Below are 24,827 nucleotides of genomic sequence, written 5' to 3'. Positions count from 1 at the left end.
CAAATTTGTTGTTTGAGGCTGCAAAGATACGACACTCTTTTGAAAAAACAAAATATTCCGTTTTTTTTTCCTGCGCATTGGTAAATCGCAAGTTTTTTATCTATTTTTGCGCACAAATTTAACGAAAGTGTGCAGTTTATGTCCATAGCCGTTTCCAAAACGCGTGATACGTTAGTTGATGTCGCCCGTCAACTCTTTGCCCGCATGGGGTATCACAATACGACGATGAACGACATTGCACAAGCTTCGCAAAAGGGCAGACGCACCCTGTATACGTATTTCAAGAACAAAGACGATATCTTTTCGGCCGTCGTGGAAGCGGAGCTTAACAAGCTGCTCGAGATGCTGCTCGAAGTCGCCGCGAAACAACTGCCGGCCGACGAGAAACTGATTTCCTTTATATATATACGTTTAGATGCGGTTAAAACGATCGTATTCCGTAACGGTACGTTGCGGGCTACGTTCTTCCGCGATATCTGGCGGGTCGAGAAAGCCCGCAAAAAGTTCGATCAGCGCGAAACGGAAATCATCTGCAATATTCTGGAGGAAGGCGTCCAAGAAGGCATCTTCCATGTTCCCGACATCCGGGTGACGGCGCTGATTATTCATCATGCACTGAAAGGGCTGGAGGTTCCCTACATTCGCGGACATATCAGCGACTCGGAAAGAGACCGGATCATTGAGCGGCAGAACATGATGAATCTCATCTTCAACGGTATTAAAATCAAGAACTAATGTATATTAACGCTACAGGATTTTATATCCCCGAACAACGAATCCCGAATTCGTATTATACGGAGAAAGCAGGGTTGACGGACGACTGGATCGTGCAGCGCACCGGCATAAAAACACGGGCGAGGGCGCGAGCCGACGAGAACATCAATACGATGGGACTCGAAGCCGTACGAAACGCCTTGCCTTCGCTCCCGTACGACATCAAAGACGTAGACCTGATCGTGGCCGCCACGTATTCACCGTACGACACCGTCGGTACAGCCGCTCATGTCGTACAGCACGCCTATGGAATTGAGGATGCCAAGGCATTCACCATCTCGTCGGCCTGTTCGTCGTTTGTGAACGCGCTCGAAATCGTCGAAGGGTATTTCGCCTGCGGGAAGGCGCGAAAAGCGCTGATTATCGGAGGGGATAAAAACTCGGCTTACAGCAACGAAGACGATCCGAAGGCCGGCCATCTTTGGGGCGACACGGCCGTGGCTTTTTTTATTTCGGACGAGCGTGTGAGCGAGAAGGATTACGAAGTGCTGGAGATTTACACCGAGGCGCTCGGTACACTCGGCAAAGGCCCTGAAGGCATCCAGCTGCGTCCGCGCGACGGAGGCATCCGCATGCCCGAAGGCAAAGACGTCTTCATACAAGCGTGCACGTACATGCCCAAAAACGCCAAGCGCTTGTTGGAAAAGAGAGGCTATACACTCGACGATCTCAGCTACTTCATCGGCCATCAGGCCAACTTGCGGATATTAAAGAACATCGCGAGCAACATCCGCATGCCCAACGAAAAAATACTGAGTAACATCGAGGAACTGGGTAACACCGGCTCGGCCAGTTGCGCGCTCGTCTTCGCCCAGCATATCGACCGGTTCAAGAAAAACGATCTGGTGTGCATCACCGTTTTCGGCGGCGGATATTCGGCGGGAGCCTGCCTCATCCGTATATAATTGAGACACGATACAGAATTTACGAATTACAAACCTTTAAAAATTCAATAAAATGAAACTACTGGAAGGAAAGACAGCCCTGGTGACAGGCGCTGCACGAGGCATCGGAAAAGCGATTGCCCTGAAATTCGCTTCGGAAGGAGCAAACATAGCATTTACCGATCTGGTAATCGACGAGAACGCGCAGGCAACGGAAAAAGAAATCGCAGCCTTCGGCGTGAAAGTGAAAGGATACGCATCGAACGCGGCGAACTTCGACGAAACGCATCAGGTGGTTGAAGAAATTGTGAAGGACTTCGGCGGTGTGGACATCCTCGTCAACAACGCAGGAATCACGAAAGACGGCCTGATGCTGCGCATGAGCGAAGCACAGTGGGACGCCGTCATCGCCGTCAACTTGAAATCGGCGTTCAACTTCGTTCACGCCTGCCTGCCCGTGATGATGAGCCGGCGTAGCGGAAACATCATCAACATGGCCTCGGTCGTAGGGGTACACGGCAACGCCAGTCAGGCGAACTATGCCGCTTCGAAGGCCGGCATGATCGCCATGGCCAAGTCCATCGCACAGGAGATGGGACCGAAAGGCATCCGTGCCAACGCCATTGCTCCGGGCTTTATCGAAACGGCCATGACGGCAGCACTGCCCGCAAACATCCGCGAAGAATGGATCAAAGGAATCCCCTTGCGTCGTGGAGGTACACCCGAAGATGTGGCTAACACGGCAGTATTCCTCGCTTCGGATATGTCGTCGTACGTTTCCGGACAGGTGCTCCAGATCGATGGCGGTATGAACATGTAACGAGGGCGAAGCGCACAAGCCTTCCCCTCCGAACAAAATCCGTATCATGAAACGGACAAACGATTTTCTTACGTGGTGGTTATGCCTTGCCTTGCTGTCTTTCTGCGTACCGATGAATGCGCGGTACTCCGCGTCCGCAGAAAGCAGCGGCATGGCTACCTCCGGTAAGTTCGAACACAAAGACCCGTTGCCGCGTAACAAAGACGCCGCACGGAAGATGGACACCGTCATCGCGCGCTATCTGGAAGCCGTCCGTTCGGCCGGCCACGACTTGCACAGTGTCATGGTCGTGCAGCACGGCGAAGTGATTGCCGAGCGATGGCTGGGCGATCATGCTCCGGACCAGCTGCATATCCTCAACTCCGTCAGCAAAACGTTTACTTCGATGGCCGTAGGCTTTGCCGTGGCTGAAGGACGGATCCGGACGACCGACAAAGTCGTCGATTTCTTCGCCGATAAACTACCGGCAAACGTAGACGAAAAGTTGAAGAAGATGGAAATACGTCACCTGCTCACCATGTCGTCCGGGCACGACACCGACCCGACGGCCAACATCCGTCAGCATCACGACAAAGATTGGGTTGCCGAGTTTCTGGCCGCTCCGCTCGCCCATGAGCCGGGACAAGTATTCGTTTACAACAGTCTGGCCACGTATATGCTTGCCGCCATCGTACAGAAAGTGACGAACCAGAAAACGGTCGATTACCTCCGCCCGCGTCTCTTCGACCCGCTCGGCATCGGGACGGTGAGATGGGATGAAAGTCCGCAGGGCATCAACTGCGGCGGATGGGGACTGTATGTCCGTACCGAAGATATGGCCAAGCTCGGACAACTCCTCCTGCAAAAAGGAGAATGGAAAGGACGCCGGCTGCTTCCCGCCGCATGGATCGACGAAGCCAGCACTTCGCACATCGCTTCGCTCGCTGCCGGAGCACGCCGCGAGACGCTCAAAACGAAGTCCGAAGACAGCGACTGGCTGCAAGGCTACGGCTATCAGATGTGGCGATGCCGACATAACGCCTTCCGTGCCGACGGCGCCAACGGACAGTTCATTGTTATCCTGCCCGAAAAAGACGCTGTTATCGTCACGACGGCACACATCGCCGACATGCAGGCCGAACTGAATATGATTTGGGAACATTGGCTGCCCGCGCTCTAACCGTACGGCGGAACAAAGCCCCTCTTCTACGGTGCAGAAACGAGAGGCCGCGACATCTCCGGTGACGCATCACTTACGTTTAGCTTCTTCGTCACACCGACTAAAGAAAGGAATCATATTCTTTAAGGGATGCGGACACATTCCTTAACTTGGAACACAATGGTGGTCCAATTGGACCACAGCTGTGAGACAATTGGATCACAACTGTGGAACAATAAGACCACAATTGTTGTTTAAATAAAAGAACCGCAGAAAAAAGCTTAGCTCCGGTTACGGCAAGATTAAAACGTACGATACAACATCATAAAGAGAAAGGAAATGGCTTATTACAACTTATACGAGACACCCGATCCGACAGGAAAAGGAGAGCGCAAGCCGCTTCATGCGCGAGCGGTGACGAGAGGAAAGATCACAGCCAACGAGCTATGTGATGAGATAGCAAACGGTACAACTTTGAGTACGGGCGAGGTTGCGGCCGTTTTCAGTGAGTTGGAGCACAAACTGCTCCGTTTGCTCGACCGCGGCCATATCGTCGAATTGGGCAACATCGGCACGGTAAGTCTGGTGCTGAAAGCTCGTCCGGTGATGGAAAAGAGCGAACTACGCGCCCAATCGGTCAAAGTGAGAGACATCACGCTGCGCACATCGAAAGCGTTCTGGCGCGAACTGGCCGGAATCCGGTTAGAGCGTTTCCCGACACAGGACGAACAACCTCCGATCGATGACGCGGAACGAGACCGGCTGCTGTCGGAGTTTTTCGCGAACGAGAAAATCTTGACACGTCGTATTTATCAGCATCTGCGCCATTGCAGTAAACGTACCGCACTGAAAGAACTGCGGGAACTGGTAGACGCGGGACGACTGATTCGGATCGGTCAACGCGTCTCGACGGCTTATATGAGACCCTAAGAAACGAAACGTATGGAAGTCATTTACGAAGATAATCACCTGATTGCGGTGAACAAGAACGGGCACGAGCTGGTGCAGGGCGACAAAACGGGCGATGCCTCGCTGGCCGATTTGCTGAAGACGTGGCTGAAGGAGAAGTACGCCAAGCCCGGCAATGTGTTTGTGGGTGTCACGCATCGCCTCGACCGTCCGGTGACGGGCGTCGTCGTCTTCGCCAAAACGAGCAAAGCCCTTGCCCGGATGAACGAGTTATTTCGCACCGGAGAGATAAAGAAAACGTATTGGGCCATCGTGCGTAATCGTCCGCCCGCGATAGAACAGGAGCTGACCCACTGGCTCGTCCGCAACGAGAAGCAGAACAAAAGCTACGTTTGTGCTCCGTCCCAAAAGCCGGATGCGCGAAAAGCCGTATTGCATTATCGGCTCCTCGCGCAATCCGAACATTATTACCTTCTCGAAATCGACCTGAAAACCGGCCGGCATCATCAGATCCGCTGCCAGCTTGCGGCCATCGGCTGCCCCATTCGGGGTGATCTCAAATACGGCGCCGGTCGCTCCAATCCCGACGGGGGCATCAGCCTGCACGCCCGTCGCGTATCGTTCGTTCATCCGGTATCGAAACAACCGGTCGATATCGTCGCGCCCGTACCGGACGAACCGCTTTGGAAAGCGCTGACGGAATAAACGCACGAAGTACGGACATCCATCCGACAGCAGGAAAGGAGGAACTATTCCTCCCTCCCTTCCGATTTTATTTCTTGGCAAACAATTCGTCGAGCTTCTTATTCAGTTCGTCGCCCATAAGGTTGCGTGCCAGAATCGTGCCGTCCTTGTCGACAAGGATGGTGCATGGGATGCTGTTCACGCCGTAAAGTGCCGCACCGCCGGACTTCCAGCCTTTCAGGTCGGAGAGATGAATCCAGTCCATCTTCTTCTCTTTGATCGTTTTCAGCCAGGCTTCTTCCTCCTTGTCGAGCGAAATCCCGACAATCTCGAAACCTTTCTTGCGATACGTCTTGTACGTTGCCGTCAGGTTCGGCATCTCATGCATGCACGGACCGCACCACGATGCCCAGAAATCGATCAGCACGACTTTCTTGCCTTGTCCGACGTAATCGGACAGCTTGCGCACTTTTCCTTTCGGATCAGGCATCTCGAAGTCGACGAACGTCTTTCCCTGAGCTACACTTTTCAGCACTTCGAGGTGAGCGACCATCGGGCTGATACCCGGGAGACTCATAAACGTCGAATCGGCTTTGGCAAAGATGGCTTCCTGCTCCTTTTCATCGATATAGTAACGGAATTCATGGAGCAGTTTGGCCGCCGACAACTTCGTCGGGTTCGCGTCGATATACGTTTTTACGGCATTCAACACATCCGTATCGATCTGATAGGCCTTCTTTTCAGCTTCCTGATCGCCTGCTCTGATGGCTTTTACCAAGTCGGCATATCCTTTACGTGTGTTCGCAATCGACTCGCGCACGGTCTTAAATGCGTCGTTCTCCGGCGTTCCCGTCACATACGAGAACGTATCGAGCACGGCTTGCATCTTCCCGTCTTCCAATACGAACAAGGTCGAGAAAGTAGCTGATTCGCCCGGTCGTGCGCCTGTACCTTCTTCAAAAGAAAGCTTACAGAGCTTTCCCTGCGTGGCGGTACCCTCGAACTTAAACGTATTCTTCGCAATCAACGCACTGTCAATTACCTCTCCTTCTTTCCCGAGAGAAGTCAGATAAACGTATCGCCCCTCCACGTCTGTGCGTGCTTCGGCAATCCGTCCCTCAATCACGTAACCGGCCTTTTGTCCGCCCTGGTTACAACCCGTTAATGCGGCTATCGAGACCGCAAGTACAAAAATCTTTTTCATAAAAATCTTATTTTAATTTCCAATCGAATCTATATACATTATATTATATAACAATCACGATCCACAATGGTTCGCAGTTTTTTCTATCCGGTAAGAGTTCTGCAAGCGTCGTGGCGCAAAGATACATATAGAATCAGAAAAAAGTGTATCTCAAGAGCAGAAGTTTATATTCTGTGATAACCGAAGATAAGCGTCTTATTTAGCGATCAACTTCCCGTTTCCAGCATTCAACCGACAAACATTTGGACAAACTAACGTCCAAACAATCCTTCATTCAGCCTTTCAGCCCTTCCAATAAGAATACGTCCTTTTTCCTCAACGCTCCGCTTCGCTCCACATCGGGCTGAATTCATCCGTCCTTTCATGGTTAGTCAGCAATCAGCATTCGGTATGTCGTGTAAGGGCAAACCTCTGTGTTCGCTCGCGATGACAACCAATTCAGCCGCGACAACTAAACAAATCAACATCTCAACGATTCTCGTTCACTTCCGAGCCTTCGGCAGCGGGGGCGATACGGTCTACGACCACGGCGATGGCGCCGTCGCCCGTTACGTTACACGCCGTACCGAAGCTGTCCATGGCGATATACAGCGCGATCATCAGCGCCTGCAACGTTTCGTTAAAGCCGAGCATGCTGTGAAGCGGACCGAGGGCGGCCATGATCGCTCCGCCGGGCACGCCGGGAGCCGCCACCATCGTGATACCGAGCATCAGAATAAACCCGCCGAACCGGGCGAGCGTGACCGGCTCGCCGGACACCATCAGGATGGCCATGGCGCAGGCGACGATCTTCATCGTACTGCCCGACAGGTGGATCGTCGCACAGAGCGGCACGGTGAACACCGCCACGTTTTCGCGCACGCCGTTTTTGATCACCTGCCTCAGCGTGACGGGAATCGTGGCGGCCGACGACTGGGTACCGAGCGCCGTGGCATACGCGGGCAACATATTCATCAGCAGCCGCAGCGGATTGCGACGGCCGATGGCGCCGGCTATCGTAAACTGCGTCAGAAGCAACAGAACGTGAAGCACAAAGATGACAAGAATCACTTTCAGAAACATGGCCATGATACCGGCCACCTGTCCGCTCACCGTAATATTCAGAAAGATCCCGAAGATATGGAGCGGCAGCAGCGGAACGATGACCGATTCGATAAGTCGTGTGATGATGTCGCGGAAATTGACGAAAGCGCGATGCAGCGCATCACCCAGCATCACGGTCAACCCCAACCCGATGACAAACGAAAGAAGCAGTGCCGTCATAATGTCCATGAGCGGAGGCATGGCGACGGTGAAATAAGGAGCGAGCATCAGGGTTTCGGGATTCTCCATCGCCGTCAGTTGCGTATCGGGAGTCAGCATCGTCGGGAAAACAGCCGAGGCACTGAAATAGGTGAAGAAGCCGGAAAAAATCGTCGACCCGTAAGCGATAAGCGCGGTGACGAGGAGCAACCGCCCCGCTCCTTTCCCGATCTCGCCGATAGCCGGTGCTACGAGTCCGAGAATAATCAGCGGAATAGAAAACGACAGGAAGTTGCCGAAGAGGCCGTTAAACGTGACAAAGAGACGAACCATACCGGCGGGCATCACCTGTCCCAACACGATACCGCTCACAATTGCAATAGCCACCCAACCTAACAAGGATATGCGAAGTTTCTTTTTCATGATTCAATTCGGTCGTTATACGTGTGGCAAACGTAGTAAAAAAAAGCGAATGAGACGTCGCCGGCCGGTTAATTTTTTCGGTGTTGCGATGTTCTGCCGTAGACCGCGACGCCAAGCGTCACGGCAAAAAACAATAGCGACGCCGACGCATACGGAAGAATACCCGCCATGCCCACATCGCGAACAAAGAGTTCGTTAAAACCGTTCAACCCCCAGTTCAGCGGGGAGATACGGCTGGCAAGACGCATGAAGTAAGGCATCACGAAGGTGGGAATCCATACCCCTCCGAGAGCGGCCAGCATCACGACGGATACGGCGCCGAAGATGCTTGCCTGCTGATTCGTACGCGCGATGCTCCCGATAGCCAGCCCGTAGCCGATGGCCGATAGCGACGCCGACACCGACATCAGCAGCAACGCGCCGAGATGGTGTCCGAGTTTGAGCGCGGGCAGTCCGAGCAGAGGCGTCAGATACATGCCGGTCACCATCATCAAACCAAGCTGCAACAGACACACACACAGGTAAACGAACATTTTACTGAACAGATACGCCGCGTACGAGCAAGGCATCGTCATCAACCGGTTGAGACAGCCCGTTTCACGCTCGCGGATCATGTTGCCCGCCAGCGAAACGACGATAAAGAAGATGGCGAACATGCTCCAGGCCGGCACGTTATGCTGCGTAGCGTTCGGGACAATTCGCCCCTCTTCGCTTCGGGCGTATGCTTCGTCGACGGTGAGCCATTCGCCCGTTTCGATATTCAGGTCGACAGGTATGGGGAGCAAACGGCCGGCCTGCGCCGAAATTTCCTGAAGAAGCAGTCGGTTCTGAATCGTCAGCATCTCCTCACGTACGGCAGACATCACCGAAGAACGGAACGACGGCTTGGCCGTCGGGTCGACCAACACCCTGATCGTTAAGGGAGCCCGCGCCGTATCGGCAACGGCCGAAGGCACTCCGTCGAATGCGCGCTCGACACCGTGACGCACCTGCTCACGCAGATGCTCCGTCGTGCCTTCGGGGATGATGATACCGATCAGGTAATCGCCACGCGCGATGGCCTCTTCCACCTCGTCGGCCGTGAGAAACCGGCCGGCCGCTTCGGTCGAGACGTTGAAAATACGGCTTGCCGCGAGTTGACGGCTCACGCGCCGGCCCAACGAGTCGTGGTCGGCATCGAGCAAGTAAAGCGAGATGCGGTTTTCGTTGATCGAGCGGAAGGTACCGTCCTGCAGGTACGTCATCAGCAGCACGAGCGCCCACGGCATGAAGAACAGCAACACGATGCCCCACACATCGCGCACAAGCAACAAGAGATCTTTATATATCAACGCCCGGAGCTTCATACCTCACTACCCGCTCGGGCCATAAACAGTTCTTCGAGCGTCGCCGTTCCCGTCCGATTCAGCAGTTCGGCGGGAGCCCCTTCACATACAACCCGACCGCGATTCATCAACGCCACATGCGTGCAGAGCTTTTCCGCCTCCGCCATATCGTGCGAAGTGTAAACGAGGGTCATCCCCTCCCGATGAAGCGCCTGCAGATGCGTAACGATCTCTTGCTTCGACAACACATCGACACCGACGGTCGGTTCGTCGAGAAAAAGGATTCGGGGACGGTGAAGCATCGCCACCATCAAGTTAACTTTGCGTTTCATACCGCCCGAGAGGTGCGACGTCTTTTTAGAGAGATGCGGCGCGAGGTCGAACAGTTCGATATAGTCGTCGATGCGTTTGCGCAACGTCGTCGAAGGTATGCCTTGTATCCCGCCGAAGAAATGCAGATTCTCACGTGCCGTCAGTTCGGGATAAAGCGCGATCTCCTGTGGGACGACACCGATCATCCGCCTGATCCGCCCCATCTCACGACGCACATCCAACCCGCCCACTTTGGCTTCGCCGGTGTCGTACGGGCACAAGCCGCAAAGCACGGAGAGCGTTGTCGTCTTGCCTGCGCCGTTGGGGCCGAGCAGCCCGAAGAAAGCTCCTTCGGATACTTGCAGCGTCAACCCGTCAACCGACGGATGAGCCGCTCCGCGATACGTCTTGCGCAACTTACGAATATCGATCATCGGAGGGGTCATTGATGCTTCTTGATGAGTTTTTCCAGTTCGACGAAGAATTGCTTCTCGCTTTCGCCGATGGCTTTCAGGCGGTTGCCGATGGTCTGATAATCGACGTTAGCCGCCGAACGGTTCTTGCAGATGCGTGCGGCCTCCGCCGCAAACGTGCGCCACTCGTCGCCGATAGCCGTAAGGCGTTCGGAGAAGTCGTTGAGCGCAGCGATGCCCGTAATCGTGGCGGCCTCCTGCAGGAACGCCGCATAGAGAAAGCGAAATCCGGCACCGCCCGTGCCGATCTCCTCCATCATCCGCACAAGCTGTGCCAGATGCAAGGCCGCCCGACGCGCGCCGTATTTCTGTGGGAACTTCGGGATCTTGTTGCCGAGGTGCTCGAACGCGTTGATGCCGACCCAAGGGACAGGCCCCGGCTGATAGAGCATGCGGTAACAGTTTTTGAGGATGGCCTTGCGGATGAGTTTGGGCAAGTCGGGCTGCTTTTTAGGTAACGACCGTATCCAATAGAGCTTCCCCATCGGCGGATACGTGCCTTTCGAAAAGCGTGCGCGCATCATATCGCGTGCCGACAGTTTCACCTTTTCAAGGGCTACCGGGTCACTGACGAGATAATCGTCTCCCTCTTTTCCGATCACGCAAATATTGTGTGCATTAAAGTGAAACCGGTATTCGTTCGGTACATAAGGCAGGAAATACATACCTACCACCGCGCCTGTCGGGATGCCTTGGGCAAGCAGATGGTTCAGTTTCTTTTCCGCACGTTTCGGACGCAGAAAAATCGTCCGGCCCACTTTGAAGCCCAGCAAACGGGTCGCACGTGCGAAGATGGTACCCGGCAACGGACGAAACGACGTGACCGGAAAGCCCGCGAGATGCACAAACGGCAGATGGACGAAGTAGAGCGATGCCGACAGGCCGAAGAGGAGCGGCTCGGAATAGTCGTAACCATAGAAGCGCAGCAGATTACCGGTGACACCGTTCTCGCAATGCGCCGCGCTGCGATGTTCAAAAGGGATTTCCATTATTCTACTCGTTTTAACTCATCGACCGTTATACGCAGAGCGTCGGCATATTGAGCGAGAGTCTGATCATCCAGCCCGGCAAAGGCTTCGTACTCGAGATGCTTCTTGACCTTACGCTTCGGAATACCCGCATACGAGGCCAGCATCGCGACATCCTGCAAGTTCTTTTTCATATGATAAGCCAACGGACTGGCTTCTTTCCTCAACACCTGCTGACGGATCGGCTCGCAGTCTTCCAGTATATCTTCCCAAACGGTGGCCAGTACATCGTTCTTGACCGACCAGCCGTCACTGACCACGCCCGTGTAACGCCCGTCTTCATCGACAGCGTACATCACATCGCGGATCACTTTGTCTTTAAAATACTTCAAATCCTGAGGTACATCTTTTGTCTTCATCACACCATCCGTTTTCCGGTTTAAACAACAGTCAGTAACGCATACGCATACGAGAACCGCGCACTCTCGGGCACCATGAGAAGGATCGTGTCTCCTTTCTTCAAACGTCCCGAACGCTCTAACCCGTCAAGCATGGCCAATGCCGAAGCGGACGCGATATTACCGACTTCCGGCAGATTGACATACCATTTCTCCTCAGGAATATGATAGCCGACCCGACGGAGTTCGGATTCGATCTTCTCCTTGAAATACATCGACGAGAGATGCGGCAGGAACCAGTCCGCACGTTCGGGGTCGAACTGCCGCTTCTTCACAATACGCTGCAAAAACCGCCCGCCAAGAGCGACGATATGCTGCTCCAGCAGGCGAGTGTCCTGCTTCAACGAGAAGAGGGAACGAGCCAACCACTCTTCTTCGGGAAACTGTGCCCATCCCATCAGCCTTCCCGCCTCATCTTTTTCTCCTCCTGCATACATGCACGTCTCCACCCGGTCGGCATACGACATCGTTTCGATCCATTCGATACGAAACGACAACTTCTCTCCTGCCGGCGTATGACTGAGCAGAGCCGCCACGCTGCCGTCCGAAAGCATCCATCGTAAAAACTCCTTTTCGAAGGCAAGAATGGGTCTTTCGTGTAAACGGCCGATCAGCTCGGCCTCTTTCTCGAAATAAGACGCCTTCATCCATGCCGACAATCGTTCCGAAGCCACGCATACCGCATGCTCCGATTCGCCCGCAAGCATCGACAGATACGCGTATTTCAACGCGTGCATCCCCGTACAGCACGACCCGGCGAACGAGACGACCTCCGTCTCCGCGGCGCCTCCCAATGCACCGTGCACCATCACGCCATGCGACGGTATCAGCTGTTCGGGCGAAGCCGTGCCGCAAGCCAGCAAGTCGATATCGGCCGGCGTCACCTGTTCGTCGAACAATCCGCGCACCGCAAGTGCTGCCATTTCGACATTCGTATGCGTCACCCGCCCCGACTTGTCGAGCGCGTAATAACGCTGTTTGATACCGTTCTTCTCCAGAATAAGCCGCTTGGCAATAGACGATTTCGCATTGACAAGGCCGATGTAATCTTCCATCTCGTCATTCCCAACCGGACGGTTCGGGAAGAATGCGGACAGACGGGTAATATAAACGGGATTCATTCGTTTCTTCATTGATTATGCGCGTTCGTAACACATCTTCCGCTTCGCTTCTACGAACGCCTTCTTGCGAAACGGGTAAGTAATATAATGAAATAAAAGGCCGAAAGGAGAAACGACATAGAGAACAAAGAACAGATAGACGCGGAACAGATCCAGCCGCAGCTTACGCGCGGGGCTTAGATAGCCTCCTCTCTTCCGTACGAAATGTGCCCATTTCCCCCAGATACGATAGCCATTGCGCTCGATAAAGTAAAGGTGAGGAATAAACGTGATCGCCTCTTTTTCCATCAACCGTTCCTGCAGACGGTCGAATGCTCCGTCGCGCAGAGTGGTTAGAAGTACATCGCCGAAGCGTGTCGATCCGTCGATCTCTGCCTGCGATACCCCGGCAGACGGCAACCATCGCGTGGCTTCTTTTCGACCGCGAATCAGCCACCGAACCGTGCTCAGTACGCCGATCAAGTTAGACGACCGGTCCTGCAATACGACCCAACCGACGTAATCGCCGCCTGCCTCGCGGATGTATTCACGCACTTTCTGTTGCGTCATCATCCACATATTCCGGCAACCATTGACAAACACGACACGACGTCCTTTCAGGAACGCTTTGATGTCATCCGACTGAAAGAAAGCATGCAAAGGGACAGAGAGCGAAAGATACCAGCTTTGCCCCGCGATCATCACCAGATCGGCATCATGTACATCATTCAGATCGAAAGGTTTTAACGGACAGGCAATGCCCAGACGGGATTCGGGAAAGACCTGAAAAAAGTCATTCGCAGACCAGGGGAAAGGATACGGCCTTTCGGGCACGATCTCCTTGTAGACGACGCTGCAACCGGCCTGCGCCAGTGGCTCGCATATTTTTTGAGCGATAGCCAATGCCTGTCCGGTCTGCGTATAATAAAAAACAGCGATCTTAAACGCTTGTTTCATCTGTACGGCCGTTCAACTCACCTTGATGTTCCTTACCACGTCTTTGCCGAACGATTTGTTGGCCAGCTCACGGTTTCTCGGACGGAACGTACCGTCTTCCATCTCGCGCATCACGACTTGCGTAAACAGACGGAACATTTTCTGCTCCTGACTTTCGTCCTGATAGAACGTATCCCACGCATATTCATACAATTCCTGCAATCGCTCGGCCGACATCTGCTTCGGATGAAAAACGACCTGACCCGCGTTGTAATGATCCCAATCGAAATCGAAAATGCGTCCCTGACGCAGATAATCGTCATATCCTTTCGTATGCGGGAAAGGCGTCATGACGGTAAATTCGGCCAGATCGAGGTCGATCTCGAGCAGAAAATCGATGAGCCGTTTGATATCGTCCTCCGACTGGTTATCGATGCCGAGCAGGATCGTCCCTTCTACCCCGATGCCATGATCGTGATAACGTTTCACACGCTCTTTGATATAGTCGGACGTGTCGTAGACAGCCTGATACACATACCAGGCACCGGCTTGCGCCGCCAGATCGAGCACCTTCGGATCGTCTTCGATCGTATGACTGATCCATTTCTTCTTGAACGGAATCATTTCGCGGAAGAGCTCCATCTCCCACTCTTTATTTTGAGCCAACGAGTTGTCGACGATAAAGAGGCGGTTATTCTCGATTGATGCGAGGTCTTCGATCACCTTGTCGATCGGTCGCGGACGGAAAATACGTCCGCCGAGGTACGACACAGCACACGGATAACAGCTGAATCGACACCCGCGCGAAGCATGAAAGAGATCGACCATCTGTACGCCCTTGTGATTATACAATTCGCGTTTATAGAGGTCGCGCCGCGCGGGACCGACATCGCCGATGGGCGGTTGCTGCGTCATGTAGTTGTAGACTTTCTTCAACCGGCCGTTGCGCCAGTCGTTCAGCACTTCTTCCATCCGTCCTTCCGACTCGCCGAGGAATACCGCATCGGCATGTTCGATCGTTTCTTCGGCATGCAACATGGTCGAGATGCCTCCGAAGATCACCTGTTTACCCCGCCGCCGATACTCGTCGGCAATAGCCCAGCCGCGCTTCACCTGCGTACTGAGCATCATCGAAATGGCTACCAGATCGCATTCCTCATCAAAGTCGAGTGCTTCGACGTTCTCGTCCGTAAATGATATATCGACATATTCGGGAAGCGTTGCGGCAAAGACGACCGGCCCGTGAGGAGGGAGGTTAAATGTTGTCTGTCCTTTGAGTTTCTTCCACTTAGGGTATATCAATTTTAACTTCATACAATCAGTTTGTTAATGTTTGGAGGTCACGCAGTCTACTGCTCTGTCAAATAAACCTCCTGAATGCTTTGTTTTTATATGCGTTCGCAAAGGTAAGGCAAAAAAATAATTCCTCAAAAAACCGGTTATTGTGTTCCTGAAAAAGTTTTTTAACTTTGCCCGACTGAAAAACAAACAAAGTTAAATAAAAAAACATCATTCGATATGAATTTAAAGATTCGGCTCATTGTCATGAACTTCTTGGAGTTCGCCGTATGGGGAGCGTACCTCACTTCGATGGGTCGCTACCTGAGTCAGGTCGGTATGGGTAGCCACATCGGCTGGTTTTATTCGGTACAGGGATTTGTCTCGCTGTGCATGCCGGCCCTCATGGGGATTGTGGCCGACCGATGGATGGAAGCGCAACGCGTGTACGGGCTTTGTCATTTTCTGGCCGGGTCGTTTATGCTCGCCGTTTCGATGTATGGCCTTTCCGCCGGGGCCGACGTCTCCTTCCTGCTGCTTTTTACGCTTTACACACTCAGCATCGCCTTTTATATGCCGACCGTGGCCTTGGCCAACTCGGTCGCTTACTCGGCGCTCGACAAAGCCAAGCTGGATGCGGTGAAAGTGTTCCCCTCGATTCGCGTATTCGGCACGATCGGATTCATCTGCACCATGATTTTGATTGATCTGACCGGATATCAGGCAGGACCGAAGCAGTTCGCCGTTTCCGGTGTACTGGGACTTCTGCTCGCGGCCTATTCGTTCACGCTTCCGCGGTGCGCGGTCAACCGTAAAGCCAACACGAACTCGATCGTCGACGCGCTCGGTCTGCGTGCGTTCAGCCTCTTCAAAGAAAAGAAGATGGCCGTCTTCTTTATTTTCTCCATGTTGCTCGGTGTATCGTTGCAGATCACGAACGGCTACGCCAATCCTTTCATTGCGACCTTCGCCGAAATCCCCCTCTATAAAGAGACCTTCGGAGTACAGCACGCCAATATCCTGATCTCGATCTCGCAAATGTCCGAAACATGCTTTATTCTGCTGATACCTTTCTGCCTGAACCGTTTCGGCATCAAACGGGTGATGTTGATGGCCATGCTTGCGTGGGTGCTTCGCTTCGGACTGTTTGGAGCCGGAAACCCCGGCGATGGCGTGTGGATGTTTATCCTTTCGATGATCGTGTACGGCATCGCGTTCGACTTCTTCAACATTTCCGGCTCGTTGTTTGTCGATCGGGAAACGAATCCGGAGATTCGCAGCAGCGCGCAAGGCGTTTTTATGATGATGACAAACGGTTTGGGAGCATCGATTGGGATGTTAGCCGCGCAAACAGTCGTTAATCGCACGGTTTATTCGCAAATCGCCGACCCGGCCGCGCAATTGGCCGGCTGGCAGACGGCATGGTACATCTTCGCGGGTTATGCACTCGTAGTCACGATTCTTTTCGCCATCTTCTTCCGGTATAAACACGAACCGGCAAAGAACTCAGGACACGGCAAGTTTAATCAGACTGCTGATCACTGATCACTGAATGAATTCAGGCTTTCAGCCCTCCCAATGGGGGGTTACCTCTTTCCCAACGCTTCGCATTGGGCTGAATTAACACGCCCTTTCAGGGCTTAGCATATACCACGCATAACCATTGACCATTAATCTGTCATTCCGAACAGAGTGAGGAATCCCACCCCGAAAGAGGAAAGAGATTCATCGCTTCGCTCTGAATGACAAATGTCCGAACGCGAATACAACATGTACCACGCATAACAATTATTTAATTGTCAATGGTCAATGGTTAATGGTTATTTACCGGGTACATGATCCGGCGTGTACCCGGCATAACAATTGACAATTAACATTAATATGGGCGTTCGTCATTCGGCCTCGGGCGGTGAGCCGACGGAGCAGCGAGCAGGACAAAAGAAAATCAGGCTGTCCGAAGCGAAGCGAGTTACCTGATTTTCCGACCTGCGAGCGTAGCGAAGGCGTGCGAAGCGCACGAAGCCTTGACCTTTTGGTTACTTTTGGGTCAAGCCAAAAGTGACAGAAAAGAAATGTATAGGTACGCCCCGTAGAGACGCAATTCATTGCGTATCTACAACGTGTACCCGGCATAACAATTAACAATTGACAATTAACAATTAATCTATGGGTTCGCCCCTACGCGGCAGACGATGGCTGAACGCTAACAGACAATTACCATTAAAAACAATGCTCTTTCATCAACTTGTCGATGACGGGATCGCCCAGCTCCTTCGCTTTCTGAAAAGCCCGACAACCTTCCTCCTTCTTATGCTGACGAACAAGGCAAAGTCCTAACAAACGATGCCCCGCCGCAAAGTCGGGTTGCAGGCTGATGGATTTCTCAAGGCTTGCCTGAGCCTTTTCCAGCTCCTGCTTGCGCAGATAAATCGACGCTTCTTCGGCATAATACAGCGCGTTCTCCGGTTCCTTGGCCAACGCCGACTGAATATCGGCCAGCGCTCCGTCCATATCGCCCGCGCGGAACTTAGCCTGCTCGCGATAATAATAAAACGAAGCGTTTACATTGCCTCCCGCCAGTTCGTAATACCGATCATAGTCTTTCGCTGCCGCTTCATACTGTCCCATCCGCATTTTCAGGTCGACGGTTTCGAGAAGGTAAGCTCCCGCATCGGTTGGGTTCGTCGTCATGGCGCGTGCGCAGGCGCTGTCCATCAATGCGATCACCTTGCCGAGGTTTGCCCCTTCGATCTGCTCTTCTGCTTTTGCCGCCATATAGAATGAGGTGGCCGAAGCCATCGGACTTTGATTCACCAACGCGTACGATGCCGCCGCCTTACGGTAATCTTCCTGAAAGAAAGCGATATCGCCCTCCAATTGTCGGTATAGCGGCATATCCGTTGCGGCAAGCGCTTTGCCGATCAGTTCGGCTGCTCGCTCCATGCTCCATTCGGCCGACTTGAGCGTCGTATCGCCGGCCGCCACGCCGTAAATCAGCTTCGCCTGATTGTAATAGCCTTCGGCCCGATTGTCTCCGAAATACTTCAGCGACATTTCCATATCCGCGCGGGCACGTTCGAGCAGCTCCGCTTCGGTTCCCACGTCGGTCAACTGCTTTCGCTGATAGACATAATGCGATGCGCGGCTCAGATAACCGTCCGGTTCGTTCGGAAATTTGGCAATAAACTCGTTGAGTGTCTCTAAATACGTCGGCGCGTCCTGTTGCGACGAGTAGAGTATCAAAGCCACCTGCGCGTCTTCCACTCTGTCGCTCCACGCTTTCCGTATACCGATCGACGAATAGGCTTTGTTCAGGATGTCCATTTGTCCGATACGGATATCTTGAATATAAGGCACCGAGATACCGTATGTTTTCCCTTTCCCCGACGCATCGGCCTGCGCCATCGCGAAAACCTCGCCGTTCTCGGTCAACAAAGGCGCGCTCACTTGCTCCCGGCTCAGCGGCATCTCGACTTTGTAATATCCGTAACGGTCTTTTACTTTCGACACTTCCGAAACGGTCGCGTTCGGAAGCGAAGCCCCTTTCGACAATCCGGCCGGAAGCAGATAAGCTGCCGCTCCGACGGGAGGCAACTCATTTGTAACCGTCAGCCAAGCCGTTTTTTTGGGCACGGATACCATAAAACGAACAACATCATACATTTCGTCGGCGCCGAGAATATGCGTCACGCGCAAGCGCTTCCCTTCCGCATCGGTCACGGTCGCTTTTTCCGCTCCGATAAACAGCGAATAGTCCGATACCGCCTCTCCCGTTTCACTGATAAAGAATCCCGTACCTTTCGTTACGTTTCCGCTCTTGTCTACCGCCTCTATCGTGAAAACGGCCTTTTTAGCTTTCTCCGCCCATTTCGGTATTTGCTTCTGCGCCATCAAAGACACACTCTGCGAAGCGACCCAAATCCATAGTAATAATCGTTTCATACGTTGTTCATTTCTAAAATCCATGCAAAAATAGCAGTTTCATCCGGATTTAAAAATAAGATCCGCCTCTTTTCCCTCTTTGTCCGAGGCGGAAGCCAACAATGCTCCGCGACGAATGATTTGAACAGCCTACGTTCCCTTTCGATATATGACACCTTATATTTATTACACCTTCATCATCCATTTTCACGCCTTTCCATTCAATGACGACACCTTCACAACGAATAATGAAGCCTCCACTATCAATTAAGATGTCTTTACAATCAATTATGGCCCGTTCGCATTCAATTATGACGCCTTTACAACGAAATATGACACCTTACCAATCGAATATGGCACGTGAACTATGAAATATTGTCAGTTGCGATATAAATATTGTCAGTTCACAGTCGAATATGACACGTGAACAATCGAATATGACGCATGAACAATCAAATATGACGTGTGAACAATCAAATATGACGTGTGAACAATCGAATATGACGCGTGAACAATCAAATATGATGCGTGAACAATCAAATATGATGCGTGAACAATCAAATATGATGCGTGAAGCATGAAATATTGTCAGTTCACAATCGAATATGAGACCTTCACAACGAAATATGGAGACTTCATAATCGATTATGACGTCTTTCCTGTCAATTATTTTGCTTTTCTTTTCATTTTTTGTGACTCGCCTGTTCATTCTGACAGGCAAACAACAAAGTATGACCTCCTCACTGTCGATTTAGTTCCATTCATTCCTTATCATGATGCCGACACGACCCAAAATGACACATCGAGCATCGAATCAGACGACTTCAATATCCAATAAGACGCGTTGCCTGTCTGTTCGGACTATATTCATGCTCAAAAAGAGCAAATACATACCCTTTCCATCGCTTTTAGGAAAGAATCGAATACTCCAAGTAGAATAAAAATTCAAAAAAAATACGATTTCAGAATATTTATTCGAGAATATACGTATATTTGCATCGAATTTTGAATATTTATTCATCATGAACATTAAACAAAAACGCTTGAACACGATTACGAGCATCATCCGTTCGGAGATGATACGAAATCAGGACGAGTTACAGAGAGCATTGAGCAACAAAGGATTCGAAGTGACGCAGGCCACCCTCTCGCGCGATATTCGCGAACTGAAAATCGTGAAAAGGCACGACGGCGATAACCGGTATATCTACGTTTTACCCGATGCGACGCCGTCCGGCAAAACGGCCGTTGAATTTTCGGGACATCTGGCCGTGCTCAAAACGCCGCCGGGCTATGCTATGGCCATCGCGTCGGACATCGACCGCATTGCGCCGCACGAAATTCTTGCCACGATTGCCGGCGATGACACCATCCTCGTCATTCCGCGCGATGGATATTCGAATACACAGATAGCAAAAGCGTTAGAACCGTTTTTAACCGGCCGGTAGGCCCATGAAGCAGAAAAAAAATGACGAAAACAACAAAAAAACAAACGGACGAAGTGGATTTTGACGTAATGGTAGCGGACGAAAGTCACGAGAAATACGTCGGCACCATCCTCGATACGATCGAAATCGCCGCTCGCAAACGCGGATCGGGCATCGCAAGGCGTACGCACGAGTACGTCGCTCAAAAAATGCGCGAAGGTAAGGTAATCATCGCGCTCGCGGGCGATGAATTCGCGGGATTCAGCTACATCGAGTCGTGGGGAAACAAACAATACGTAGCCACATCGGGACTTATCGTGGCAGACAAGTTCCGGAACCACGGACTGGCGAAACGCATTAAACAGGCGGCGTTTCAGCTGGCGCGGCTGCGATGGCCGAAGGCGAAGCTCTTCAGTCTGACGTCGGGCAGCGCCGTCATGAAGATGAATACCGAATTAGGCTACGTGCCTGTCACGTTCAGCGACCTCACCGACGATGAAGCGTTCTGGCGCGGCTGTAACGGCTGCGTCAACCACGATGTGCTTACGCGCACGCAGCGTCAATACTGCATCTGCACCGCCATGCTCTTCGATCCCGAAGATCCGCGATGCCTCATGCTCGAAAAACTGAACAAGACATGGGCGAAACGGCGCGGCGCCTCACGTTCCAAGCCTAAAGAAACAAAATCATAAACAACGCAATCATTCAAAACAGATGAAAAAAGAAAGTAAAAACGCCGCCTCGACGGCAAAGAGCGCAAAGAAGAAAGTCGTCGTCGCCTTCAGCGGCGGACTCGACACGTCGTTTACCGTTATGTACCTGGCGCGTGAGAAAGGCTACGAAGTCTATGCCGCATGTGCCGACACGGGAGGCTTTACCAAAGAGCAACTCCGCAAAAACGAAGCCAATGCCTACAAACTCGGCGCCAAAGCCTACGTTACACTCGACGTCACGAAAGAATATTACGAAAAGAGTTTAAAATACATGATCTTCGGCAACGTTCTCCGCAACGGCACCTACCCCGTGTCCGTCTCGTCCGAAAGAATCTTTCAAGGTATGGCCATCGCGCGCTACGCCAACGAGATTGGGGCGCATGCCATCGCTCACGGATCGACCGGTGCGGGCAATGATCAGGTGCGCTTCGACATGACGTTCCTCGTCATGTGCCCCGACGTCGAAATCATCACGCTTACGCGCGACATGAACCTGACCCGCCAGTTCGAAATCGATTATCTGAACCAAAACGGCTTCAAAGCCGACTTCAAGAAACTCAAATATTCATATAACGTAGGCATTTGGGGCACCTCGATCTGCGGAGGCGAAATCCTCGACTCGGCTCAGGGACTGCCCGAAACGGCTTATCTCAAGCAAGTGGAGAAAACCGGAAGCGAACAACTGAAAATCGAATTCAAGCAAGGCGAAATTGTCGCGGTGAACGGCAAAAAATACACCGACAAAATCAAAGCCATTCTCGCCATCGAGAAAATCGGCGCCGCCTACGCGATCGGGCGCGACATGCACGTGGGCGATACCATCATCGGAATCAAAGGACGCGTGGGCTTCGAAGCCGCCGCGCCGATGCTGATCATTGCCGCGCACCGCTTCCTCGAAAAATATACGCTCTCCAAGTGGCAGCAATACTGGAAAGACCAAGTAGCCAACTGGTACGGGATGTTTTTGCACGAGAGCCAGTATCTCGAACCCGTGATGCGCGATATCGAAGCGATGCTGACCGAAAGTCAGCGCAACGTGAATGGAACCGTTACGCTCGAACTGCGTCCCTACTCCTTCTCGACCGTCGGCGTCGAGTCGAAAGACGATTTGGTGAAGACGAAGTTCGGAGAATACGGAGAGACACAGAAAGGCTGGACGGCCGACGAAGCAAAAGGCTTCATCAAAGTCCTTTCCACTCCGTTGCGCGTCTATTATACGAACCATCAGGAAGAACGGAGCTTGATATGATACATGTGGGAATCATCGGTGGCGCAGGCTATACCGCCGGCGAGCTGATACGCCTGCTGCTACACCATCCGCAGGCGACGCTTGCCTTCGTGCACTCGTCGAGCAACGCCGGCAACGCCCTGACCGACGTCCATGCCGGACTCTATGGCGAAACAGACCTGCGTTTTACCGATCAAATGCCGCTCGATACGGTCGACGTGCTGTTTCTCTGCTCCGGACACGGCGAAAGCACGCGTTTTCTGCAATCGCACGACATTCCCGAGCGCGTCAAGATCATCGATTTGGCACAGGATTTCCGTTTGGCCTCGCCCAATCATGATTTTGTGTACGGCCTGCCGGAAATAAACCGCGACGCGCTCCGCGACGCACAACACGTAGCCAATCCCGGCTGCTTCGCTACGTGTATCCAGCTCGCGCTGCTTCCTTTGGCAGCCCACGGCCTGCTTTCCGGTTATGTTGCGGTGAATGCCATCACCGGATCGACGGGTGCGGGCGTCAAGCCTACGGATACGACGCACTTCAGCTGGCGAAACGGTAACATCAGCATCTATCAGGCCTTCCGGCATCGCCATGTGCCCGAAATCAAACAGTCGCTGCGGCAACTGCAACCCGCTTTTGCCGGCGATATCGAATTTATCCCCTATCGCGGCGATTTCACACGAGGCATTTTCAGTACCGCCGTCGTCAGAACGGAAAAACTGTTCACGCAGGAAGAAACCGACAAGCTCTTTGCCGATTTCTATGCCGATGCCGCCTTTACGCACTACCTCCCGCAGGTTCCCGACCTGAAGCAAGTGGTTAATACCAACAAGGCACTGGTTCACGCCGATGCGTTCGAGGATAAATGGCTCGTCACAGCGGTTATCGACAACCTGCTTAAAGGCGCGTCCGGACAAGCCGTTCAAAACATGAACCTGATGTTCGGTCTGGACGAAACAGCGGGCTTGCGGTTGAAGCCCGTGGCATTTTAACGATCAAACATCCTAAAAACAAAGACAAAAGCATGAATCTTTTCGACGTATATCCTCTTTTCGACATCGCCATCACGAAAGGTGAAGGCTGTCGTATCTGGGACGATCAGGGTAATGAGTATTTGGATTTGTACGGTGGCCATGCCGTGATCAGCATCGGGCACAGTCATCCGGTTTATACGGCTTCCATCGCCCGGCAAGTGCAAACGTTAGGGTTTTATTCGAATTCCGTCGTAAACAGACTCCAACAATCGTTTGCCGAAAAGCTGGGACACGTATCGGGATACGATGATTACGCGCTCTTTCTGATCAACAGCGGCGCCGAAGCGAACGAAAACGCTCTCAAGCTCGCTTCGTTTCACAACGGACGCCGACGGGTACTCTGCGCCACGAATTCGTTTCACGGACGAACCTCCCTGGCCGTCGAAGTAACGGATAACGCAAAAATCACAGCGCCCGTCAACGCGAACGGACACGCCACCTTCGTGCCGCTGAACGATCTCGAAGCGTGGCATACCGAACTGGCCAAGGGCGATGTGTGCGCGTGCATCGTCGAATGCATTCAGGGCGTCGGAGGCATCCGTCTGGCCACGCGCGCATTCATGCAGGGACTGCGCGAAGCGTGCGACGCATACGGCACCCTCCTTATCTGCGACGAGATACAATGCGGCTACGGACGTTCAGGCCTCTTTTTTGCGCATCAGCATCTCGGTGTCAAGCCCGACTTGATTACCGTCGGCAAAGGAATCGCCAACGGCTTCCCGATGGGCGCTCTGCTCATCTCGCCACGTTTCACGGCCGTGCGCGGACAGTTAGGCACCACCTTCGGAGGCAATCATCTCGCGTGCGCCGGAGCCTTGGCCGTGCTCGACGTCATCGAACAGGAGCATCTCGTCGAAAATGCCGCCTCCGTCGGAAAATACCTGCTCGACGAACTCGTCCGGTTCCCGCAGATCAAAGAAGTGCGCGGCAAAGGACTGATGCTCGGCCTCGAATTCGACTTCCCGATCCAAGCGCTACGCAAACGCCTCATCTACGAACAGCGTGTATTTACCGGCAGCTCGGGTACGCATATCCTGCGCCTGCTTCCTCCCCTCTCGCTCTCGTTTACGGAAGCAGACGAGTTTCTGCACAAACTCCGAAAAGCGCTCAACACAGAATAATTGCGAAAGAGTTGATCGTTTTTGCGCATTCGGTCTTTCGAACGTTTAATTTGTTTAGGTATTTGTTGTTTAGCCGCCGGTATTCGGATAAACCGCAAGGTTCGCAAGGGGTTTCGCTAAGTTCGCAAGTTTTCATTTGCGCTAATTTGCGCCTTTTGCGTTATTCGCGTTCGTATATTCGGCGGTCAGCGGTCGGTTTTCAGCCAATACATATTTTTCGTTCAAAAGCTTGGAGAATGTTCAAAAAAAGAATACTTTTGAACCCTCAAATCGCCCCGTTTGGGGAGCAAAGAAAGCGCTTTGGGCGCTTTCCGATTGAAATGATAGATAGGCAACAGAAAAATAAAAAAGATGGGGATATGAATGACCGGCCTGATCACTGCACCGAAGTATCATCCGGCGCGACCATCAGGGCACATGAAATAAAAACCATTCGATGAAGAAGTACGGATTCA

At 52.6% G+C, this 24,827-nt stretch carries 22 protein-coding genes and 1 pseudogene; 13 read left to right on the top strand and 10 right to left on the bottom strand.

Features of this window, described 5'->3' with window-relative positions; all coding sequences use genetic code 11:
* Positions 1–138 precede the first annotated feature (138 nt).
* From EII41_RS00185 to EII41_RS00160, 6 genes and pseudogenes are all read left to right on the top strand, one after another.
* A complete protein-coding gene (locus tag EII41_RS00185; protein ID WP_124750423.1) occupies positions 139–735 on the top strand; it encodes a TetR/AcrR family transcriptional regulator in 597 nt (198 codons plus the stop codon).
* Positions 735–1,679, top strand: coding sequence for a 3-oxoacyl-ACP synthase III family protein (locus tag EII41_RS00180; protein WP_124788941.1), 945 nt, complete (start codon positions 735–737; stop codon positions 1,677–1,679). Before EII41_RS00185 ends, EII41_RS00180 begins: the two co-directional genes overlap by 1 nt.
* A gap of 52 nt (positions 1,680–1,731) precedes the next feature.
* A complete protein-coding gene (fabG, locus tag EII41_RS00175) occupies positions 1,732–2,478 on the top strand; it encodes a 3-oxoacyl-[acyl-carrier-protein] reductase (RefSeq protein ID WP_124750425.1) in 747 nt (248 codons plus the stop codon).
* A gap of 187 nt (positions 2,479–2,665) precedes the next feature.
* Positions 2,666–3,637: pseudogene (locus tag EII41_RS00170) on the top strand (serine hydrolase domain-containing protein); the annotation flags it as partial.
* Between the two features lie 318 nt (positions 3,638–3,955).
* Entirely contained in the window at positions 3,956–4,546 is a 591-nt protein-coding gene (locus EII41_RS00165) for a DsbA family protein (RefSeq protein ID WP_124788939.1), read from the top strand.
* 12 nt (positions 4,547–4,558) lie between these two features.
* Complete coding sequence (locus tag EII41_RS00160; RefSeq protein WP_124750428.1) at positions 4,559–5,230, top strand: RluA family pseudouridine synthase; 672 nt, start codon at positions 4,559–4,561, stop codon at positions 5,228–5,230.
* Between the two features lie 67 nt (positions 5,231–5,297).
* Here EII41_RS00160 and EII41_RS14705 read toward each other — a convergent pair whose 3' ends face one another.
* The 9 genes from EII41_RS14705 to EII41_RS00115 all read right to left on the bottom strand — a co-directional run bounded on the left by EII41_RS14705 (position 5,298) and on the right by EII41_RS00115 (position 14,964).
* Positions 5,298–6,413, bottom strand: a complete 1,116-nt coding sequence (locus EII41_RS14705) for a TlpA disulfide reductase family protein (protein WP_124788938.1) — start codon at positions 6,411–6,413, stop codon at positions 5,298–5,300.
* A gap of 468 nt (positions 6,414–6,881) precedes the next feature.
* Entirely contained in the window at positions 6,882–8,078 is a 1,197-nt protein-coding gene (locus EII41_RS00150) for a dicarboxylate/amino acid:cation symporter (RefSeq protein ID WP_124788937.1), read from the bottom strand.
* A 68-nt stretch (positions 8,079–8,146) separates the two neighbouring features.
* Positions 8,147–9,409 (bottom strand): ABC transporter permease, encoded by a 1,263-nt coding sequence (locus tag EII41_RS00145; protein WP_185711776.1) that lies wholly within the window; start codon positions 9,407–9,409, stop codon positions 8,147–8,149.
* An 11-nt stretch (positions 9,410–9,420) separates the two neighbouring features.
* Positions 9,421–10,149 (bottom strand): ABC transporter ATP-binding protein, encoded by a 729-nt coding sequence (locus EII41_RS00140; protein ID WP_185711775.1) that lies wholly within the window; start codon positions 10,147–10,149, stop codon positions 9,421–9,423.
* An 8-nt stretch (positions 10,150–10,157) separates the two neighbouring features.
* Complete coding sequence (locus EII41_RS00135; protein WP_124788934.1) at positions 10,158–11,177, bottom strand: BtrH N-terminal domain-containing protein; 1,020 nt, start codon at positions 11,175–11,177, stop codon at positions 10,158–10,160.
* A complete protein-coding gene (locus EII41_RS00130; RefSeq protein WP_124750434.1) occupies positions 11,177–11,575 on the bottom strand; it encodes a hypothetical protein in 399 nt (132 codons plus the stop codon). The genes EII41_RS00135 and EII41_RS00130 overlap by 1 nt, the downstream gene beginning before the upstream one ends.
* A gap of 20 nt (positions 11,576–11,595) precedes the next feature.
* Positions 11,596–12,747, bottom strand: a complete 1,152-nt coding sequence (locus tag EII41_RS00125) for a beta-ketoacyl-ACP synthase III (protein WP_221620683.1) — start codon at positions 12,745–12,747, stop codon at positions 11,596–11,598.
* 3 nt (positions 12,748–12,750) lie between these two features.
* The gene (locus EII41_RS00120; protein WP_124788933.1) at positions 12,751–13,671 is read right to left on the bottom strand and encodes a flavodoxin family protein; all 921 of its coding nucleotides are present in this window, start codon (positions 13,669–13,671) and stop codon (positions 12,751–12,753) included.
* 12 nt (positions 13,672–13,683) lie between these two features.
* Entirely contained in the window at positions 13,684–14,964 is a 1,281-nt protein-coding gene (locus EII41_RS00115; RefSeq protein WP_124788932.1) for a B12-binding domain-containing radical SAM protein, read from the bottom strand.
* Between the two features lie 204 nt (positions 14,965–15,168).
* Here EII41_RS00115 and EII41_RS00110 point away from each other — a divergent pair, with 204 nt between their 5' ends.
* Positions 15,169–16,473 (top strand): MFS transporter, encoded by a 1,305-nt coding sequence (locus EII41_RS00110; protein ID WP_124788931.1) that lies wholly within the window; start codon positions 15,169–15,171, stop codon positions 16,471–16,473.
* 675 nt (positions 16,474–17,148) lie between these two features.
* Here the strand turns inward: EII41_RS00110 and EII41_RS00100 are convergent.
* Complete coding sequence (locus EII41_RS00100; RefSeq protein ID WP_124788929.1) at positions 17,149–18,870, bottom strand: tetratricopeptide repeat protein; 1,722 nt, start codon at positions 18,868–18,870, stop codon at positions 17,149–17,151.
* A 1,001-nt stretch (positions 18,871–19,871) separates the two neighbouring features.
* Here EII41_RS00100 and EII41_RS00095 point away from each other — a divergent pair.
* The 6 genes from EII41_RS00095 to EII41_RS00070 all read left to right on the top strand — a co-directional run bounded on the left by EII41_RS00095 (position 19,872) and on the right by EII41_RS00070 (position 24,812).
* Complete coding sequence (locus EII41_RS00095; RefSeq protein ID WP_124788928.1) at positions 19,872–20,297, top strand: arginine repressor; 426 nt, start codon at positions 19,872–19,874, stop codon at positions 20,295–20,297.
* 20 nt (positions 20,298–20,317) lie between these two features.
* Positions 20,318–20,968 (top strand): GNAT family N-acetyltransferase, encoded by a 651-nt coding sequence (locus tag EII41_RS00090; protein WP_124750441.1) that lies wholly within the window; start codon positions 20,318–20,320, stop codon positions 20,966–20,968.
* A gap of 22 nt (positions 20,969–20,990) precedes the next feature.
* Positions 20,991–22,238 (top strand): argininosuccinate synthase, encoded by a 1,248-nt coding sequence (locus tag EII41_RS00085; RefSeq protein ID WP_124788927.1) that lies wholly within the window; start codon positions 20,991–20,993, stop codon positions 22,236–22,238.
* Positions 22,235–23,209 (top strand): N-acetyl-gamma-glutamyl-phosphate reductase, encoded by a 975-nt coding sequence (gene argC, locus EII41_RS00080; RefSeq protein ID WP_124788926.1) that lies wholly within the window; start codon positions 22,235–22,237, stop codon positions 23,207–23,209. The genes EII41_RS00085 and argC overlap by 4 nt, the downstream gene beginning before the upstream one ends.
* A gap of 32 nt (positions 23,210–23,241) precedes the next feature.
* Positions 23,242–24,372 (top strand): aspartate aminotransferase family protein, encoded by a 1,131-nt coding sequence (locus EII41_RS00075; RefSeq protein ID WP_124788925.1) that lies wholly within the window; start codon positions 23,242–23,244, stop codon positions 24,370–24,372.
* A 236-nt stretch (positions 24,373–24,608) separates the two neighbouring features.
* Positions 24,609–24,812 (top strand): hypothetical protein, encoded by a 204-nt coding sequence (locus tag EII41_RS00070; RefSeq protein ID WP_124750445.1) that lies wholly within the window; start codon positions 24,609–24,611, stop codon positions 24,810–24,812.
* Positions 24,813–24,827 lie beyond the last annotated feature (15 nt).

It is taken from the genome of Tannerella forsythia (assembly GCF_003860135.1).
Lineage (GTDB): Bacteria > Bacteroidota > Bacteroidia > Bacteroidales > Tannerellaceae > Tannerella > Tannerella forsythia_A.
The sequence above is the reverse complement of the archived record's forward strand: the minus strand, read 5'-3'. Positions and strand labels throughout refer to the sequence as shown.

Coding starts and splice junctions, on each gene's coding strand:
- EII41_RS00130 (WP_124750434.1), bottom strand. CDS start 11,575: ATGAAGACAAAAGATGTACCTCAGGATTTGAAGTATTTTAAAGACAAA.
- EII41_RS00125 (WP_221620683.1), bottom strand. CDS start 12,747: ATGAAGAAACGAATGAATCCCGTTTATATTACCCGTCTGTCCGCATTC.
- EII41_RS00110 (WP_124788931.1), top strand. CDS start 15,169: ATGAATTTAAAGATTCGGCTCATTGTCATGAACTTCTTGGAGTTCGCC.
- EII41_RS00100 (WP_124788929.1), bottom strand. CDS start 18,870: ATGAAACGATTATTACTATGGATTTGGGTCGCTTCGCAGAGTGTGTCT.
- EII41_RS00160 (WP_124750428.1), top strand. CDS start 4,559: ATGGAAGTCATTTACGAAGATAATCACCTGATTGCGGTGAACAAGAAC.
- EII41_RS00150 (WP_124788937.1), bottom strand. CDS start 8,078: ATGAAAAAGAAACTTCGCATATCCTTGTTAGGTTGGGTGGCTATTGCA.
- fabG (WP_124750425.1), top strand. CDS start 1,732: ATGAAACTACTGGAAGGAAAGACAGCCCTGGTGACAGGCGCTGCACGA.
- argC (WP_124788926.1), top strand. CDS start 22,235: ATGATACATGTGGGAATCATCGGTGGCGCAGGCTATACCGCCGGCGAG.
- EII41_RS00095 (WP_124788928.1), top strand. CDS start 19,872: ATGAACATTAAACAAAAACGCTTGAACACGATTACGAGCATCATCCGT.
- EII41_RS00075 (WP_124788925.1), top strand. CDS start 23,242: ATGAATCTTTTCGACGTATATCCTCTTTTCGACATCGCCATCACGAAA.
- EII41_RS00165 (WP_124788939.1), top strand. CDS start 3,956: ATGGCTTATTACAACTTATACGAGACACCCGATCCGACAGGAAAAGGA.
- EII41_RS14705 (WP_124788938.1), bottom strand. CDS start 6,413: ATGAAAAAGATTTTTGTACTTGCGGTCTCGATAGCCGCATTAACGGGT.
- EII41_RS00070 (WP_124750445.1), top strand. CDS start 24,609: ATGTTCAAAAAAAGAATACTTTTGAACCCTCAAATCGCCCCGTTTGGG.
- EII41_RS00185 (WP_124750423.1), top strand. CDS start 139: ATGTCCATAGCCGTTTCCAAAACGCGTGATACGTTAGTTGATGTCGCC.
- EII41_RS00140 (WP_185711775.1), bottom strand. CDS start 10,149: ATGATCGATATTCGTAAGTTGCGCAAGACGTATCGCGGAGCGGCTCAT.
- EII41_RS00085 (WP_124788927.1), top strand. CDS start 20,991: ATGAAAAAAGAAAGTAAAAACGCCGCCTCGACGGCAAAGAGCGCAAAG.
- EII41_RS00120 (WP_124788933.1), bottom strand. CDS start 13,671: ATGAAACAAGCGTTTAAGATCGCTGTTTTTTATTATACGCAGACCGGA.
- EII41_RS00090 (WP_124750441.1), top strand. CDS start 20,318: ATGACGAAAACAACAAAAAAACAAACGGACGAAGTGGATTTTGACGTA.
- EII41_RS00115 (WP_124788932.1), bottom strand. CDS start 14,964: ATGAAGTTAAAATTGATATACCCTAAGTGGAAGAAACTCAAAGGACAG.
- EII41_RS00135 (WP_124788934.1), bottom strand. CDS start 11,177: ATGGAAATCCCTTTTGAACATCGCAGCGCGGCGCATTGCGAGAACGGT.
- EII41_RS00180 (WP_124788941.1), top strand. CDS start 735: ATGTATATTAACGCTACAGGATTTTATATCCCCGAACAACGAATCCCG.